This is a genomic window from Geopseudomonas aromaticivorans (assembly GCF_019097855.1).
Classification (GTDB): Bacteria; Pseudomonadota; Gammaproteobacteria; order Pseudomonadales; family Pseudomonadaceae; genus Geopseudomonas; species Geopseudomonas aromaticivorans.
Window position 1 is genome coordinate 1 of the sequence record NZ_JAHRGL010000023.1, and the last position, 15608, is coordinate 15608.

General features: G+C 61.5%; 20 protein-coding genes. 8 read left to right on the plus strand and 12 right to left on the minus strand.

The annotated features are described in order from the left end of the window. The first annotated feature begins 988 nt into the window (after window positions 1-988). Together KRX52_RS10595 and KRX52_RS10600 are read left to right on the plus strand one after the other, a co-directional pair. On the plus strand, window positions 989-1636 hold the full coding sequence (locus KRX52_RS10595; RefSeq protein WP_217681711.1) for a nucleotide-binding protein: 648 nt from the start codon (window positions 989-991) through the stop codon (window positions 1634-1636). Further along, window positions 1627-1989 (plus strand): hypothetical protein, encoded by a 363-nt coding sequence (locus KRX52_RS10600; RefSeq protein WP_217681712.1) that lies wholly within the window; start codon window positions 1627-1629, stop codon window positions 1987-1989. Before KRX52_RS10595 ends, KRX52_RS10600 begins: the two co-directional genes overlap by 10 nt. 104 nt (window positions 1990-2093) lie before the next feature. Here KRX52_RS10600 and KRX52_RS10605 read toward each other — a convergent pair whose 3' ends face one another. From KRX52_RS10605 to KRX52_RS10625, 5 genes are all read right to left on the minus strand, one after another. Further along, complete coding sequence (locus KRX52_RS10605; protein WP_437439699.1) at window positions 2094-2819, minus strand: endonuclease; 726 nt, start codon at window positions 2817-2819, stop codon at window positions 2094-2096. 166 nt (window positions 2820-2985) lie between these two features. Beyond that, window positions 2986-4260, minus strand: coding sequence for a type II toxin-antitoxin system HipA family toxin (locus KRX52_RS10610; protein ID WP_254797512.1), 1275 nt, complete (start codon window positions 4258-4260; stop codon window positions 2986-2988). Then, window positions 4257-4751 (minus strand): helix-turn-helix domain-containing protein, encoded by a 495-nt coding sequence (locus KRX52_RS10615; RefSeq protein WP_217681713.1) that lies wholly within the window; start codon window positions 4749-4751, stop codon window positions 4257-4259. The genes KRX52_RS10610 and KRX52_RS10615 overlap by 4 nt, the downstream gene beginning before the upstream one ends. A gap of 80 nt (window positions 4752-4831) precedes the next feature. Next, the gene (gene umuC / locus KRX52_RS10620; RefSeq protein ID WP_217681714.1) at window positions 4832-6091 is read right to left on the minus strand and encodes a translesion error-prone DNA polymerase V subunit UmuC; all 1260 of its coding nucleotides are present in this window, start codon (window positions 6089-6091) and stop codon (window positions 4832-4834) included. Between the two features lies 1 nt (window position 6092). Beyond that, on the minus strand, window positions 6093-6521 hold the full coding sequence (locus tag KRX52_RS10625) for a LexA family protein (protein ID WP_217681715.1): 429 nt from the start codon (window positions 6519-6521) through the stop codon (window positions 6093-6095). A gap of 134 nt (window positions 6522-6655) precedes the next feature. Here KRX52_RS10625 and KRX52_RS10630 point away from each other — a divergent pair, with 134 nt between their 5' ends. From KRX52_RS10630 to KRX52_RS10640, 3 genes are all read left to right on the plus strand, one after another. Next, window positions 6656-7027, plus strand: a complete 372-nt coding sequence (locus tag KRX52_RS10630; protein ID WP_217681716.1) for a hypothetical protein — start codon at window positions 6656-6658, stop codon at window positions 7025-7027. Window positions 7028-7331: 304 nt separating this feature from the next. Further along, complete coding sequence (locus tag KRX52_RS10635) at window positions 7332-7700, plus strand: MbcA/ParS/Xre antitoxin family protein (RefSeq protein WP_217681717.1); 369 nt, start codon at window positions 7332-7334, stop codon at window positions 7698-7700. Between the two features lie 8 nt (window positions 7701-7708). Then, entirely contained in the window at window positions 7709-7882 is a 174-nt protein-coding gene (locus KRX52_RS10640) for a hypothetical protein (RefSeq protein ID WP_217681718.1), read from the plus strand. 25 nt (window positions 7883-7907) lie between these two features. Here the strand turns inward: KRX52_RS10640 and KRX52_RS10645 are convergent, their stop codons facing one another. From KRX52_RS10645 to KRX52_RS10675, 7 genes are all read right to left on the minus strand, one after another. Continuing rightward, on the minus strand, window positions 7908-8690 hold the full coding sequence (locus tag KRX52_RS10645) for a metallophosphoesterase (protein WP_217681719.1): 783 nt from the start codon (window positions 8688-8690) through the stop codon (window positions 7908-7910). A gap of 428 nt (window positions 8691-9118) precedes the next feature. After that, on the minus strand, window positions 9119-9466 hold the full coding sequence (locus KRX52_RS21065; protein ID WP_367890532.1) for a hypothetical protein: 348 nt from the start codon (window positions 9464-9466) through the stop codon (window positions 9119-9121). A 24-nt stretch (window positions 9467-9490) separates the two neighbouring features. After that, window positions 9491-10066 carry an antitoxin Xre/MbcA/ParS toxin-binding domain-containing protein gene (locus KRX52_RS10655; RefSeq protein WP_217681720.1) on the minus strand — a complete coding sequence of 192 codons (576 nt, stop codon included), beginning with the start codon at window positions 10064-10066 and terminating at the stop codon, window positions 9491-9493. Further along, window positions 10066-10494, minus strand: coding sequence for a hypothetical protein (locus KRX52_RS10660; protein ID WP_217681721.1), 429 nt, complete (start codon window positions 10492-10494; stop codon window positions 10066-10068). The genes KRX52_RS10655 and KRX52_RS10660 overlap by 1 nt, the downstream gene beginning before the upstream one ends. Next, window positions 10491-11291 carry an exonuclease domain-containing protein gene (locus KRX52_RS10665; protein WP_217681722.1) on the minus strand — a complete coding sequence of 267 codons (801 nt, stop codon included), beginning with the start codon at window positions 11289-11291 and terminating at the stop codon, window positions 10491-10493. The genes KRX52_RS10660 and KRX52_RS10665 overlap by 4 nt, the downstream gene beginning before the upstream one ends. 136 nt (window positions 11292-11427) lie before the next feature. Then, window positions 11428-11700, minus strand: a complete 273-nt coding sequence (locus tag KRX52_RS10670) for an HU family DNA-binding protein (RefSeq protein WP_217681723.1) — start codon at window positions 11698-11700, stop codon at window positions 11428-11430. A gap of 288 nt (window positions 11701-11988) precedes the next feature. Beyond that, window positions 11989-12513 (minus strand): hypothetical protein, encoded by a 525-nt coding sequence (locus tag KRX52_RS10675; protein ID WP_217681724.1) that lies wholly within the window; start codon window positions 12511-12513, stop codon window positions 11989-11991. A gap of 135 nt (window positions 12514-12648) precedes the next feature. Here KRX52_RS10675 and dcm point away from each other — a divergent pair, with 135 nt between their 5' ends. Genes dcm through KRX52_RS10690 form a run of 3 tightly spaced genes read left to right on the plus strand, consistent with a single transcriptional unit; the run spans window position 12649 to window position 15580 of the window. Then, entirely contained in the window at window positions 12649-13941 is a 1293-nt protein-coding gene (dcm, locus tag KRX52_RS10680; protein ID WP_302850367.1) for a DNA (cytosine-5-)-methyltransferase, read from the plus strand. Further along, window positions 13938-14417, plus strand: coding sequence for a very short patch repair endonuclease (locus tag KRX52_RS10685; RefSeq protein WP_217681725.1), 480 nt, complete (start codon window positions 13938-13940; stop codon window positions 14415-14417). Before dcm ends, KRX52_RS10685 begins: the two co-directional genes overlap by 4 nt. Next, entirely contained in the window at window positions 14384-15580 is a 1197-nt protein-coding gene (locus tag KRX52_RS10690; RefSeq protein ID WP_217681726.1) for a type II restriction endonuclease, read from the plus strand. The genes KRX52_RS10685 and KRX52_RS10690 overlap by 34 nt, the downstream gene beginning before the upstream one ends. Window positions 15581-15608 lie beyond the last annotated feature (28 nt).

Sequence of the window (15608 nt, forward strand, 5' to 3'; positions counted from 1 at the left end):
CGGAGGGATGGTGTGGGGCGGGTTTTGAACTGATCAGTAGTGCCATACACCACCGCCATCCTGGCAGTGAGCTAGTGACAAAAGGCACTTTTTAAGGTTGCGCGAAAGCGCAGTGAAAGCCATAATCTGCTCACTTGTGTGGTGAAGGGGGCTTGTCCGCCAAGACCTTTCCCCCTTCATATGCTTCCCCAAAAGCCCGGCCTGCTAGCCGGGCTTTTTGGTTTCTGAATTTGATTGCCTGTCGGCATCACTCCATATCGTTCTCCCGCAAGCCTTTCCTACCGCCACGCTGGCTTCTCAGGCCCAAGACTTGCAGTGCGCTGCAACGGTAGCACTCCAAACCGTCCATCTGCAAGCCAAAGTCCGCAGAAAAATCGAGCACTTATTACGCTCATTGGAACCCTCATGGGCCTCGGATTTCCGCTAAAGAATTTCTCCTCTAAGCCTTGTGAAATATATTTCGCGCTTAAAACTTACGTAAGTTATTCGCATAGATTAATCCGCCTAAGTTAAATAACTTACATAAGTTACGTCGCGAAATTAATTTGAATAAGTTACGTAACAGATGCGCTGTCGTACCCGGTCCATCGCTGGGAAGGTCCGGCTAAATTCATTCCAGCTGGCTCGACATCTCTTCCGCCTATTCCACCATCCGGACATACTCGGCCAGGCACCGGGTATCGGTCTCGCTGCCATGGCTCACCGCTACGCACAGCGGGTCTGCTTGCGCCCGCGATCTACGCTGACCGACAGCTTGTATGCCGTGCTTCTACGCTCAGCGCGCCTCGACATCGGTTTGCCGGCGATTCAGCGCCCCGGCTCCTTCACTGCAGCCTACCCATAGGACGCGGCGCGCAGACGATGCTCGCATTGATGATCGTCCCCTCGCGATCCGGCAGATAAAGATCCTTGAGCAGGCCATTGCGTACCATCTTCGCCACGCATAGACTTACGTAAGTTAAGTACATTACTTCATTGGTGGGCACGTATGATTTTGCTGCTAGGCGGTGAGAAGGGGGGGAGCGGGAAAAGCTGCCTCGCTCAAAACTTGGCTGTATGGATCCAGGCGCGTGGGGGGGACGTACTGCTGCTTGATGCAGACCCGCAAGGCACAACCGCTGACTGGGCGGCTGAACGGGCCGAAGGCAATCTCCCTCCAATTCCTGTTGTACAGGCACACGGCAACATTCGACAGACCCTGCTCGACCTCCGTAACCGTTATCGGCAGATTGTTGTCGACGCAGGCGGGGCGGACTCCGAAGCGCTTCGCTCCGCGATGACGGTTGCTACGCACATGCTCATTCCTTTTCGGCCGAAGCGCCGCGACCTCAAGACCCTGCCGAATGTAGAAAATTTGGCGCGATTGGCTTTGGCAGTTAATCCGGAGCTGACTATTCGGGCCGTCATCACGCAATGCCCTGCACTCCCCAGCCAGGTACAGCGCATTCTGGATGCGAAAGATGCTTGTAAGTCTTTTGGCATTGAAGCTCTCAACGCGATCACAACCGCACGAAACGTCTACGATGATGCCGATGAAAACGGCTGCTCTGTCTTGGAGAGCGGTGCAGACCCTCGTGCTATTGAAGAAATTGAAGCTCTGGCTACAGAGCTGTGGAGGGATTTTAGATGGGCTTGAAAAGTCTCATCCGTCCGCCCAAAGCTGAGGGAGCTGCCGCTATAGATACTGACGCAGCGGCCGAGGCGTTCATCGCAGGAGCTCCTGTAAGCACCATCCCTGCGGAGGCACGAAAGCGCAAAAAATCAAAGGCCAACTACGTTCGCACCACGTTTTCGTTGAGCAAGACGGTTAACAAGCAAATCGACAAACTGTCGCTTGCCCCGCGGCATTTCCGGGCTAGTCGATCTGACGTGGTGCGAGCGGGCGTGATGGCTCTGCTTGAGCTCGAGCGCGCTGAGCTGCTGGCCATCCTCGAAAAGGCATCGAAAAGCGAACCACTCACCGAAGTGCTCGATGACGATGACGAGTAATATCAGTAACTTACATATCATCAGTAACTTACATAAGTTACTGATGATATGCCTTTAACCAAAAGTGACTACCGCCTAGTCGCTCGATTCTGGTGTTTTCAGTTTCAACGCCTACCCAGAGTTTGGCGGCAGCGGGCCAGATTAATTTCTCCCACATACGGATTCCCCCATCCCATCGCACAGGCGTTGGCCTGGTTACGCCACCGCTCCCACTCGCTGACGGGGTACTGGCGGCTCCAAGCCTCGTAGACGCGGCGGTCGAGCTTCGACAGGCGCAGCCGGTAGCGGTCGGCCATGTACAGGTAGATCCGCGCGGCGGCACCGCGCGTGCGCTCCGGTGGCATGGCGGTCTTCTGCTTGAAGTTGACCACCATGGGGCAGGCGCCGTACTGGCTGGGCTTGTCGCTCAGCATGCCCAGGGCGAAGTTGCTGCGGTCGCCGTTGACCTCGCCGATGCTCGGCACCAGGTTGTGCAGATCTGCCTCGGCCTTGCTGAACACCGGGTCGTTGGCCGTGCAGTTCTTGCGGCCGCCGTTCTGCCAGCATTGCCGCTGGTGGCCGATCACCCAGGCTGGCACTACGTGCTCCCATTCGATACGACCGGCGCGGTTGGCATTCTTGCGCGGCTGGTAGCCGCAACTCTCTAGGTCGACGCGGTTCCCCTTGTATTCGCAGCCGCAGTAGAAAGTCTTCTCGTGGCCGGCATACAGCTTCCAAGCGATCTTCTTGGCTTCCTTGAATGTGCGGGGCGGTTGGATGTCGGCGGCCAAGGTGGAGCCGCACAGGAGGAACAGGCTGGAGAGCAGGGCAAGCGGGCGAAGCAGATTCACGAAAACATCCAAGTTGGTGTGACAGCAGTAGAAGAAGGAGGCGGGAGCGATCAGGTCACGCGGCGCGCTTTTTCAGTCGAGGTGCGCCTCATGAGAGCGCTGGCCCGGGGCTGACACACTTCATCACGCCGGCCTTCTGGTGGCGGTAGCGGGCCGGTATCTCTCCTCACGCCTCAGCCAAGCGGAATGCGGGAGCCATGATGTCTTGTTCGCGCGCAGAGAGTCGTAACCCTCCAGCAATGATTCGCCACTGACTGACGATTTCCTGGAAGTTCGAGATGATCTCGTCGGCCTCGGCTCTGCTTAGGCGAAAAAACTCTGCCACCTCTCGAGCCAGCTCCAAGTCCAGTGCGTTGTCCGCCTCCGTGATGTTCAGCTTCAAGCCGCTGGCGATGGGAACAGGGTTCATGTCATAAGCGTCAGATAGCCGCCATCCGATCCCGGGTTTCAGGATAAAGCCGTGGTTTCGCAGGTGATCATCGGTGTTCGACACTAGGATATTGAACACAATGCGCGACCAAAGCTCGCGGAGGTCTGCGTTAGTCTCCGCGCCGTGCCGGATCAGTACCTCTGCGAGTTCTAGGTAGCTTGCCCCCGTACTGGCATCATCGCCGTCTACATGCCCAGTAAGGGTCATGGCCGAGGCAAAATGTAGTCTGCGACCTGTATCGGTACGATCAAAGCGCTTAACCATGAAACAGTGGTGCTCGCTGGCGAAGCGTTTGGATAAGCCATCAGCCACACGCAACCCGCAGCCGCGAGCCAGCGCGTTCACCACCATTTCCCAGGCGCCGACATCGTATTCGTCGCGAACACTCGGAAACTTGGCAATCCAGAGGCACCCATATTCGTCGACAACGCTGGCCTTCGGGCGTGCGCCACCCAGTGAGCCGCCAGGGGCTATGAGCATACGCAGCCACTCACGCCCATCGGCGGAGATGTTATCTGGGTCACGCTCCAGAGCCAGGCTTGCACGCTCGAGATCGCGAAGCGCGACAAAAGGAGGAGCGGCAATATTGTCGCGGTCGTCGAGAAAGCTGCCCTCGTCATTCAGTCGATATCGGAGCGCGCCGGCTCGATAATGGTCATGCACCCCCAGCAGATAATCAGACTCATGCAGCCGAGTTCCGCTAGGAAGTGCCCCCTCTCGAATATCACGCTCAAGGCGCCGCTTCATCAGCAACCGTCCCCAACGATCAGGGCATGAGTCCGCGAAAACACCGAATTTGTCTTGCCCTTCGCCCGGAAACTGAGGACCTTCAAAGAGACCTATGCGCGGATCGATCTGTATCTGGTTCAACGCCGGATCACGTAGTGCCGCCGAGTCATACTCGAACTCGAAAAGCTCCGACTGGCGTGAGATTCGGGCATGCAACCAGCCGAGCCGCTTAGGCTCAGGAAGCCCTTCCCAGTCGGCATACACCCCGATCATCTTGCTCATTGCTCATCGTCCTTGTTGGAAGGCTTCTTCTTCCACGGTGAGAGCAGTGCCGCAAGCTCGGCACTGCTGGTCGCCGTCGCGGGCGACTCGTGTGGGTAATCCTGCTCCCGCGTACGGCGTGACAACGGAGCGGGTGGCAACTGCTTTATCGCAGTGATGGAGCCATCGCGTTGCGACGATGATGGTTTCCTGACCGATCTGGTTTTCACCAGCCCAGCATCCTGAAGGTGCCGGCCTACCTCATCCACGTCTGCGATCTTGGCCAGATCCTTTTCAATCCCTAGAACCTGCATGACTGACAGGTACGCCCCGATGGTCACGCCTGAGTTGCCACGCTCCAAGCCGCGCAAGGTCACCTGTGACATCCCAGCGCGCTCAGCGACCTGCTTTGCTGTCAGCTTTCTGCGCAGGCGGGCCAGACGCAAGCGCTCACCGAGCTGGATGAGCAGCAGGTTGGTAGAGGGTAGAAGTGGGGCCGTTTTCTTAGCCATAGCGAAATTATTCCTTCACCATCTCGGATAAAGCGAAAGAATAATATCACTTTCATCGCGCGGCGCGGAGGTGCTTCACCCTATCGAACCTCCCGCAGCTCCCCCCACCGACTCACATACCCCGGCGACTTCAGCTCCTGACGCATCCCCCAGCCCGGCGCCGCCGGCACCCGGGCCAGCCGCACGGTGCCGCGGCCCATGCGCGCGTTGATCTTGTCGAGGGTGGCCATCAACGCCTCGCTGCCAGGCCGCAGCGCCGGCGCGAACAGGTCGCCCTGGATCTGCCCGGGGCTCACGAAGTCCATCAGTACCACACCGGCCTTCTGGTAGCGGTAGCCGGGCCGGTAGATGCTCTCCAGGCCAGCCAGAGCAGCCTGCACCAGGTCGCGAGTGTCGTGACTGGGGCACGGTAGCGGCACGCTGGCCGTGCGCCCGTAATGCGCCTCGTTGGGGTTGAAGCCGCTGGTGCGGATGTAGACCTGCAGCAGCCGGCAGTAGTCGCCCTGGCCGCGCAGCTTCTCCGCCGCGCGGCTGGTGTAGCAGGCCACCGCTTCGCGCAGGTCACCGGGATCGGTGACCCGCTCAGAGAAGGAGCGGCTGCAGGCGATCATCTTCTTTGGCTCCGGGCCGTCCCCCAGTAGGAAGCAGGCTTCGCCGCGCAGCTCGCGTACCGTCTTCTCGACGACGATACTGAAGGCTTTGCGGATGAACGCGGCGTCCTGCTGGGCGAGATCCCAGGCGGTGGCCACGTTCATAGCCTCGAGCTTGGCGGACAGCTTGCGGCCGATGCCCCACACCTCGCTGACCGGAGCCAGGCGCAGCAACTTTTCCTGGCGGGCCGGATCGGTGAGATCGACCACTCCGCTCCTGGTGTGCTTTTTGGCGCACCAGTTGGCCAGCTTGGCGAGGGTCTTTGTCGGCGCGATGCCGACGCAGACCGGGATACCGGTCAGGCGCTGCACCTCAGCCTTCACCCGCCGGCCGTAGAGCGGCAAGGGCTCCTGCAGGCCGGTTACATCCAGGAAGGCCTCGTCGATGCTGTAGACCTCGCTACGCGGCGCCAGGTCGCGCAGCACGCTCATGACGCGCGCAGAGAGGTTGCCGTAGAGGGCGTAGTTGGAGCTGAACACCTCGATGCCGTGCAGGGCGATCAGCTCGCATAGCTTGAAGTAGGGCTCACCCATGGCGATACCCAGCGCCTTGGCCTCGCTGCTGCGGCTCACCACGCAGCCGTCGTTGTTGCTGAGCACCACCACCGGCAAGCCGCGCAGATCCGGCCGGAACAGGCGTTCGCAGCTGACGTAGAAGTTGTTGCAGTCGACCAAGGCGAAGGTGGGCATGTCAGGCGGCCAGTCGGCGCACGGCGGCGACCACTACGCCGAAGACCTCCAGCTCCTCGCCAGACGCGAAACGGATGTCCTGGTAGCGGGGGTTCTCGGCGCGCAGGACGGGCAGACCGTCTTCGGCCTCGAGGCGCTTGCAGGTGAAATCGCCGCGCACGGTGGCCACCACGATCATGCCGGTGCGCGGCTCGATGGAACGGTCCACCACCAGCACGTCGCCATCGAAGATCCCGGCGCCCTGCATGCTGTCGCCGGCGGCGCGGAGCAGGTAGGTCGCAGCCGGGTGCCGGATGCATAGATCGTCCAGGGACAGCGTGGCTTCGATGTGATCCTCAGCAGGCGAGGGGAAGCCAGCGGCGACCAGGTTCGAGAACAGGGGCACCTGCTGAACGGACGCGCGCAGCGGGCCAAGCGGTGTCAGACTCATGATTGCGGGCTCTAAATGCTGTATTTATATACAGTAATTCAGCGCCGCCAATGCGGCAACCTGGCTGCGATGGGAGGTGCGATATGTGTGGAGGCGTCGAGGTAGCAGGCCGCTTCACGGAAAGCGGCAAACCGGTGAAGGTCTACTTCCCTAACCCGAAGGCGGCCCTACCTGTGCTGCAGGCGGACGGCTCGGTGGAATGGCTGCCGTGGGGCCGCCGCAAGGAACAGGAGGGACATCTTCCGGCGACCGGCTGGGCGCGGGTCGATTCGATCAGCGCCGGGAAGTGGACCCGCTTCCACCCCCAGGAGGTGCGGATCGCCGCGGAGCGCTTCATGGAGAAGGACCCGGCGGGCGTCTCGCACTGGTTCGACCTGGAGGAAGGCCAGGCCATCGAGGGGCTGCTGGTGGCTGCCGGCGAGGAGCGGCGGATCTACGTGATCACGTCGTTGCCGCCGGTGGGGTGCGAGTCAATTCATGGGCGGTGGCCGGTGGTATCTGCCTGACTGCGTGAGGTCTTGCAACTTGCAAAGGGGCAAGAACCAAGTCTCTTGCGGCCGTCAGCTCCATATTTAGGGGCTGCCGCCCGCCAGCCGATCACTCTGTATCGCCCAAAGATCTCGATGTATCGTCTAAATGTCTCGCTCTATCGTCCAAAGGTCACCTTTCGCTGAGCAAATGGCCAAGTTACATGAGCTGACTCAGTGAATAGGCCTCCGCATGCCTGCAAAGGCGTTGTAACGCGACATTTGGCCGATAACCAAGTGCCTTGGCTGAGACCTTTGGCCGAGAAGGGGAACGGAACTCATCATGACTGACCAAGATCGAGTCGCCCTCACCTTCTTCCACAACCTGATGGCCCATTGGGGCTGCTCGCCCGACCAGCAGCTCCGCCTCCTGGGCTGCGGCGACCAGACCAATTCGTGCGAGCTGGAGCGATGGCAGGCCTGCGGCCTGCCGCATGACGTGCTACTGCGGGTCTCGCATCTCATGGGCATTCACCGGGCGCTGCGGACGATCTTTGGTGAAAACCAGGCCGCCTATTCCTGGGTATCCCGTCCGAACGATGCGCCGCCGTTCGCTGGCCGGGCCGCCATGGAGCTGCTGGTCGAGGGCCATTTCGCGGAGGTGCGCGAGTACCTGGAGCAACAGTTGCGCTTCTTGCCCGAGTTGGAGTGAGGTCAGCCATGAAAGAAATCCTGGAGGCCAAACGCCGCCGGCAGCAGGAGTTGATCGATGCGATTCGAGCCGCCTCACCCGAGGAGCTGGAGGCCTCGGCCGAGAAGATCAGGGCCGTCATGCGCGCCTTGAAAGGTGGCCGCCGGCAACGCATGACTCCCCCGCCGAAGCGGGGTGACTAGGCTGCCGCCCCTCGATTATGGGCAATTATTGCCCCGACAATAATTGCCCATAATCCGCTGGCAGCAGGGCCTGGAGGTCGATGACCAAGGCCGGCTGGAACCCCGACTCCTCCCCCGGATAGCCCCGCTGGTTGGAGACAATCCGCGTCCCGGCCACCTCGAAGTCGACCGAAGTATGCGTGTGGCCATGCACCCACAGGGCCACACGGTCGGCGCCCATCAGATCCTCCCAGTCATTCGCGAAGGCCGCATCCAGGGGCGTGCCGGCGTGGGGGTTTTCCTCCAGCGAGCGCAGTGTCGGGGCGTGGTGAGTGATCACCACGGTCGGCCCGTCATGGGGCTGGGCGAGCTTGCTGCGCAGCCAGTCACGGGCCTTCTCCGCCTGCTCGATCAGATCCGCCGGCCGGATACGGCGGTAGTTCTCCGTGCGGATCTGGCGGAAATCCTTTAGCTCCTGCTGCGCGCTCAGCGCAGCCAGGCGCGGGTTGCCGGTGGCGGCGAAGTCCGTCCACATCGTGGCGCCGAGGAAGCGCACGCCGCCGATCACGACCTCATCCCTGTCCAGGACGTGCACACGCTCGTCGCCGGCAGCCCGCATCGTCTGAAGCGTCTTGATGAGGTGGCCACGGTAGAACTCGTGGTTGCCCGGCACGTACAGCACGGGGCAGTCGAATGCCTGCCTGGCCCAGTCGATGCCCCGTGCGCCGATGTCGATATCGCCCGCCAGGATGACCACATCCGCCTCCCTCACCTCGGGCGTGAAGGGGGCGAACTCGTTGTGCAGGTCGGATAGAGGGTGAATTCGCATCGGGAGTACCTATAAAAGAGGATGCCCGTCAGGTCACGAGGCTGCCTGATTCGCAGACAGCCTGTCAGTATGTGCAAAATTTGCACATTCCTCTCCGCGGGGAGGCCACCTATGACAGCTGAGGGCCGAACCGTGCAACGGTCCTCCATATTGAAGGACCTGGCGTTCCAAGTTGGAACACGGGAGCGCTCAGGCCCTCGGCCGGCGGCGAACCGTGCAACGCTCCTCCATATTACGAGGCCAGAGGCGTTCCAACTTGGAACGCGGAGGCCACTCAGGTCCTGGCTGACGGTGAACCGTGCAACGCTCCTCCATATTTACGGGGCCAGAGGCGTTCCAACTTGGAACGCGGAGGCCACTCAGGTCCTGGCTGACGGTGACCGTGCAACGCTCCTCCATATTCAGGATTTTATAGTTCCTCCTTTTCTTTATTGTTCCGGCTCGTCGTCATCGAACATGTGATTTACCCGATGCGCGCTCCTGAGCGTGGCCATCGCGTAGTTGAAGCAGGAACGGCACAAACGCATGCCCTCGGCCTCTCCATCGCGCCACTGCGCCTGCAGCACGCCGTGCCCCGTTTCGGCCGTACTGGCGTTGCACACGTCGCACAGCACGACCTTCGTCAGCCGGATCGCCGTGCTGTCGTTCGGGTCGCGCTCCAGCTCCAGAGTGTCGCCCACCGCCATACCGGCGGCCTGGAGAAGATCGTCGGGCAGCTCCAGGATCACGTCGCCGCTGCCGTCGCCGGCGTCACGGCAGGTCAGTTTCCAGCTCATCGTTCACCTCCTGGAGACCGTGCGTCAGCAATAGACCCCGCGCCCGATGCGCGAGAGGTAGTCGTCGACCAACTCGTAACCCGCCTGCGTGGTCAGCAGATCAATTGGAACCTCCCGATTCAGGCCGATGGCCGGGGCCATCAGCCATTCGACGGCGGCCTGGCGGTCGCCGAATACGACTTCAGCTTTGCTCGTGGCGCTGGCTAATCGCCAAGCGTTGCTGCTCGGATCGTTTGCCAGCCACATCTGCGGTGGGCAGGTGCGCCACTCTCGATGCGCCACACAGCGTGTGCGGTGCCAGCCGGCCGGGCGGCCGTCCTTCAAGCCCTCGTAGATCAGTTCGCCGCGACGGCCGCACAACTCGCACACATGCAGCGACGCCGCACGGATCTCGGCCAGGCGCACGCGCTGGGCGGCGCTGCCACGGGTCGTGTCGATCACCAGGGCGCCGGCGTCCTCGCGGATCGCCAATATTTTCAGATCGCTCAAATCGGCCAGCGCTTCGCGTACTAGAGGCAGCCAGCCTCGGCCGGCCGACAGCCGCACATCTGCGGCCAGGTTCGCCCCGGGCAGATCAGCTCGTGTGATTAGAAGTGGCATCAGAACGCCCTCCTCTCCGACTTGACCCCGCTCTGCTTCAGCTCGCGCCTCAGAGCGCGGGCGCTGTCGATGCCGGCGAACAACACCACCGCGATCAACACCAGGGCGAGCCAGGAAGCGTCGTAGTGTTTGTTGCCGACGGCATCGACAACCAAAAATGCGGTCACGCCAGTCAAAACCGTAGTGAACAGCGGCGCCGACCGCTCTCGATAGACCGACCGCCACCAGCTGGTGACCACCAACAGCGCGGAGCCCAGCAGGGCCAGCACCACCAGGGCAATGTAAACCTTGCCGGCGACGGCTGGGGTGTATTTGAGCGGGATATAGGCCGACGCCAGGGCGGCATAACTCATCAGCCGGCAGTGGCTCGCGATGCCGAGCAGTGCGCCGAGGTAGAAGAAAAGCGCCTTTCTCGTCCTGGGCGTCATGGTGCGTACTCAATGGCCGGCGCCGGCTCGATTACTGCGAGTACCTGGGCCAGCTCGTCGTCGTTGTGCAGCATGATCGCCGGGCGGCGGCCACCCAGCTCGGCGTAGTTTTCGCGCATCCATTTCTGCGCCCGATCGAGGCCCCAGCGTTCGACAGCGGCGGCCTGGGCGATGGCGTAGCGGCGCATTACCCGGAACAGGGCGGACAGGTTGAGGGCATCACCAGGTGCGCGATGAGCCTTGGCCAGTGCGGCTACGTCCAGCCGCTCCAGCGCCTTCGCCTGCCCTGTTCCGTCTCGCTCGCCGCGCATGGCCTGGAAGATCAACTTGAGGTCGAAATGCCGACCAGCCGGAAGCGGATTGGCGCAGCCATGGCGGGTCGCTTCCCGCTCCAGCAGCTTGAGGTCGGACACGCCCCAGCTTCCCCAGGACCACCCGCCCGGCAGCGCGTCGAGCTGGGTCACGAACTCGGTCAGCGCAGCGCTGGCCTCCGGGTAGGTCGGGGCACCGTCTACCTCGGCCTGGCTGATGCTGGTGTAGTCGACGCAGTACGCCGTCAGCGTAGGGTTGAGCACCGGCCGAACTACCGAGGAAAACTTGGCAGTTGGCTCTGCCTGGTCGCCCTCGAGGTTGATCACGACCAGGCCGATCTCGATGATTTCGCAGTCGTCGTCAGTGATCACCAGATCGCCGGGAGCCGGGTTGTCGCCACTGGTGGTGGCTTCGAGGTCCATGAGCACCATGTAGCGGGTTGACGGGAAAAGGGCGGCATTCCAGTCGAGGTTGAGTCGGGCCATCGTCACATCTCCATTCCATTGGTTTCCCCGCTTTCACAGGCGGTGCCCGGTTTTAGCTGGTGGGAGCCCTCCACGATGACTGCCCGCAGTCGCGGGAATACCGTTGTGGGAGATAAATCCGGGGACGCCTCACCGGTCAGTTGAGGGCGTCTTTCAGACCCTTGCCCGGCTTGAAGCCCGGCACCTTGGCAGCGGCGATCTGTACAGCCGCACCAGTCTGCGGATTGCGGCCTTCACGCGCGGCACGCTGCTTCACCTCGAAGGTGCCGAAGCCCACCAGGGTGACGTTCTCGCCCTGCTGGAGGGCGCCGGTGATGGCGGCCGTGAAAGCGTCCAGGGCGGCAGTTGCGGTGGTCTTCGGCAGGTCAGCAGAAGCAGCGATGGCGGCGATCAGTTCGGATTTGTTCATGCTTCGGTCCAGGTTGAAGGGTGGCCCTCGAGTATAACCAGCGAGGGCCACCACAGATCTGGTCAGTGCAGCCACATCGGACTATTCCGGCACATCCACAGGCCGCCAAGACAGCGCACCAGCCCCTCCTGTGAGTCAAAGCGTCCCAAGCTGGGACGGTGCGTCAGGGGCCGACCAGGCCGCTGAGCTACGCATACCGGGCGTTATGGTAAATGGCAGCTACGGCTCCTATGGCGACCCACCTCCAATGATGGTTACGCCCCGACGTCCCCTTTCGACACCAGGCACCTAAATTGGGGCGTCGGCCGGATGGTTCCGCAGATGGGCATCCAGCACGAAGTGGAACAGGCTGGCCACCTCATCGTCGCTCATCGGCCCCGGCTGGTGGTGATGGGCCGGGCGCAATACGCGCGTCTTTCCATCCCGAGCCATCCAGTCGAACACGAAGAAGTGCGCCCCCTCGACCTGGTTCAGCGGCTTCACCATGCCCCATGTGCGCGTGCTGCGGGCATAGAGCGCAAGGTACATGGTCAGCATCTGGCGGGCGTCCGTATCCGGCTCCTGTAGCGTGTCGTAGAAGTGCAGCGCGTCCGACAGCGCATCGCCCGGCACGGGCACCTGCGTGGCAAGTTCGCCCATCAGCCCTCCACCGGACAGCATTTCCCGGTAAAGCTGCGCGCCCGCCTGGGTGACCATGCGCGGCCCGCCGTGGAGATTCACGCTGTAGAGCCACAACTTCACTGGGTTACAGGACAGAGCTTCCGCGTCCGGCGTCCATCCGGCTACTGCCATCTGCCGCTGCAGACGCGCCATGCGTGCTCGCTCCAGATCACTACCCATGTATGGATCTCCAGTATTTTTACGATTTTTGCATGATGCCCGGTTGCCATGGGGCTTTCCAATACCGAGAATATGCAAAATGCGAAAAACAGTCCCTTAGGAAAAAAAATGGCACCCAATGACCACCAGACCAGCTTTGCTTCGCTGCGCGAAAAAGCCGGCATGAGCATCGAAGACGTGATGGAGCTGACCGGAAAATCGAAAAGCACCGTTTACCGTTGGGAGAAAGGGCAGGTTCCAGCCGAAAAGCTCGCGCTCAAGGTGATCAATGAGCGTATCGCCCGAGCGAACCGCACCCATACCGACAAGGCAGACGCGGCCTTCCGCTTCATCGACCTGTTCGCCGGCATTGGCGGCATGCGCAAGGCATTCGAGGGCGCCGGTGGCCGCTGCGTGTTCACCAGCGAGTGGAACAAGTACGCCCGCATGACCTACCAAGCGAACTTCGACTGCGACCATGACGTGGCCGGCGACATCACCAAGATCGAGGCCAGCGAGATTCCCCAGCATGACGTGCTGGTGGCCGGCTTCCCCTGCCAACCGTTCTCGATTGCCGGCGTGTCCAAGAAGAACTCACTGGGCCGCGCCCACGGCTTCGAGGACAAGACGCAGGGCACCCTGTTCTTCGACGTAGCCCGCATCATCGCGCACCACCGCCCGGCTGCCTTCCTGCTGGAGAACGTGAAGAACCTGAAGGGGCACGACAAGGGCCGCACCTTCCAGACCATCATGGAAACTCTCAAGGACGAACTTGGCTACAACGTCCACTACCGCATCGTAGATGCGCAGCACTGGGTGCCCCAGCATCGCGAACGCATCTTCATCGTGGGCTTCCGCGAAGACGTGCCGTTCGATTTCGACCAGCTGGTTTTCCCCGAAAAACCGCCGGTCCTGGGGGACATCCTGCACCCGCAAAACGGCGACGAAGAAGCCGAAGCCCCCTTCACCGTTGGCGACGAGGCCACGGTCGCGGACAAGTACACCCTGACCGAGAAGCTCTGGGACTACCTGCAGGCCTACGCTGACAAGCACAAGGCGGCCGGAAACGGCTTCGGTTTCGGCATCAACGGCAAGGACGACGTGACCCGCACCCTGTCGGCCCGGTACTACAAGGACGGCTCCGAGATTCTGGTGCACCAGCAGGGCAAGCGCCCGCGCCGTCTGACACCGCGCGAATGTGCCCGCCTGATGGGCTTCGACATGCCCGGCGAACCGCTGTTTGAAATTCCGGTTTCGGACACCCAGTCGTACAAGCAGTTCGGCAATGCGGTGGTGGTTCCCAAGGTTAGGGCCATCGCCAAGCTGATGCGTCCGCACGTTGAGGCCATCCTCGAGAGCGCCCGGCAGCATGACCCGCGACTGGCTATCGCCGACCGGTTTGAAGAGAAAGCTACTGCATGACCGATGTTGTCAGCTCCGAAAAACGGAGCCAGATGATGTCCGGTATCCGCTCGAAGGATACCCAGCCTGAAATGATCGTGAGGCGTGCGCTGCACGCCCGCGGTTTCCGCTACCGCCTGCACGTCAAAGACCTGCCGGGAAAGCCGGACCTGGTGTTCCCCCGCTATCGAAGCGTTCTCCTGATTCACGGCTGCTTCTGGCACGGCCATGACTGCCACCTGTTCAAGGTTCCTGGCACCCGGACAGAGTTCTGGCTCGGCAAGATCGGGCGCAACCGCGAGCGTGATGCAGAGGTGAAAAAGGCCCTGACCGAGCTTGGCTGGCGGGTTCTTGAGGTCTGGGAGTGCGAGTTGCGCGCGGCCCGCAAGGCTGGCTATCTGCCCGTTGTAGAGCGGGTTGCGGCCTGGCTATCCTCGACCGCTTTGGACAACGAGAACCAAGCATGGAAAGCCTCCGGAAGCATTTCACCGGCGTAGCGGCCAAATACCTTACGGTGGTCGATGCCACTCCCAAGTCCCATCAGCACGAAATCGGCTCCAACGCTTTCACCAAGATTCTCGGAAACCCTGGCTCACAGAAGGTCTACCTTGATGGCACGTTCCTGTACGTGGATGACGAGCTGGATGAACCGCTTAACGCCGCCGGAACCCTTACCTGGTACGACACCCGCCTCAACCAGCCGCACCGTTCTGCCGAGTACCGGCTCTATTACCGGGAAAACCCCGTCACCGAGCGGATGACTGCTGGCGACTTCTGTGTGATTGCGCGCAAGCCTGACGACTCCCTGCTGGTCGTAATCACGCCTCCGAACTCGACCAGCGAGCAGCAGATTCGCTGGTTGTTCGGTATCGACCGAATCCCTGAAAAAGGTTTCGAAGTCCGGGCTGTTGGGCAGCAGCTGGTACACATGGCCGAGGCCAGCATTCTTGAGGAACTGGGCATCGAGGTCCGCAGGTATGACGAAAACTGGCTGGACCGCATCCTGGCGCGCTTCAGCAATCGCTTCCCGACAACGACCGACTTCAGCGATTTCGCGCGTGAAACCTGTCCGGTCGGCGTTGCACCAGCTGCTGATCCTGATACCGCCCTCATGGCGTGGATCGAACATGAAGAAATGCTGTTCCGTACTCTTGAACGGCAGATCGTGCAGACCCAGCTGGACGCCGGCTTCCGAGATGTCGACCACTTCGTCGAATTCTCCCTGAGCGTGCAGAATCGCCGGAAATCGCGGATTGGTTACGCTCTTGAGCACCATCTGGCGAAGGTTTTTGAAGCCAACTCACTGCCATTCGAGCGGCAGGCCGTGACGGAAAACCGCTCGAAAGCGGACTTCCTTTTCCCTAGTGCAGCCAAGTACCACGACAAAACCTATCCCGACGACAAGCTGATCATGCTCGCCTCGAAGTCCAGCTGTAAGGACCGCTGGCGGCAGGCGCTGGCCGAGGCAGCGCGCATCAAGCGGAAGCACCTCCTGACGCTGGAGCCAGCAATCAGCAGCCACCAGACCGACGAGATGGCAGCGCACAACCTCCAGCTGGTTGTGCCGCGTGATGTCATGCGGACTTACAGCAGCGCCCAGCAGGGGTGGCTGCTCGATCTGACTTCATACGTCAGTTTCGTGCGCTCAACGATGGACTAACTGAACGGGCCAGCTTTGCGCTGGCCCT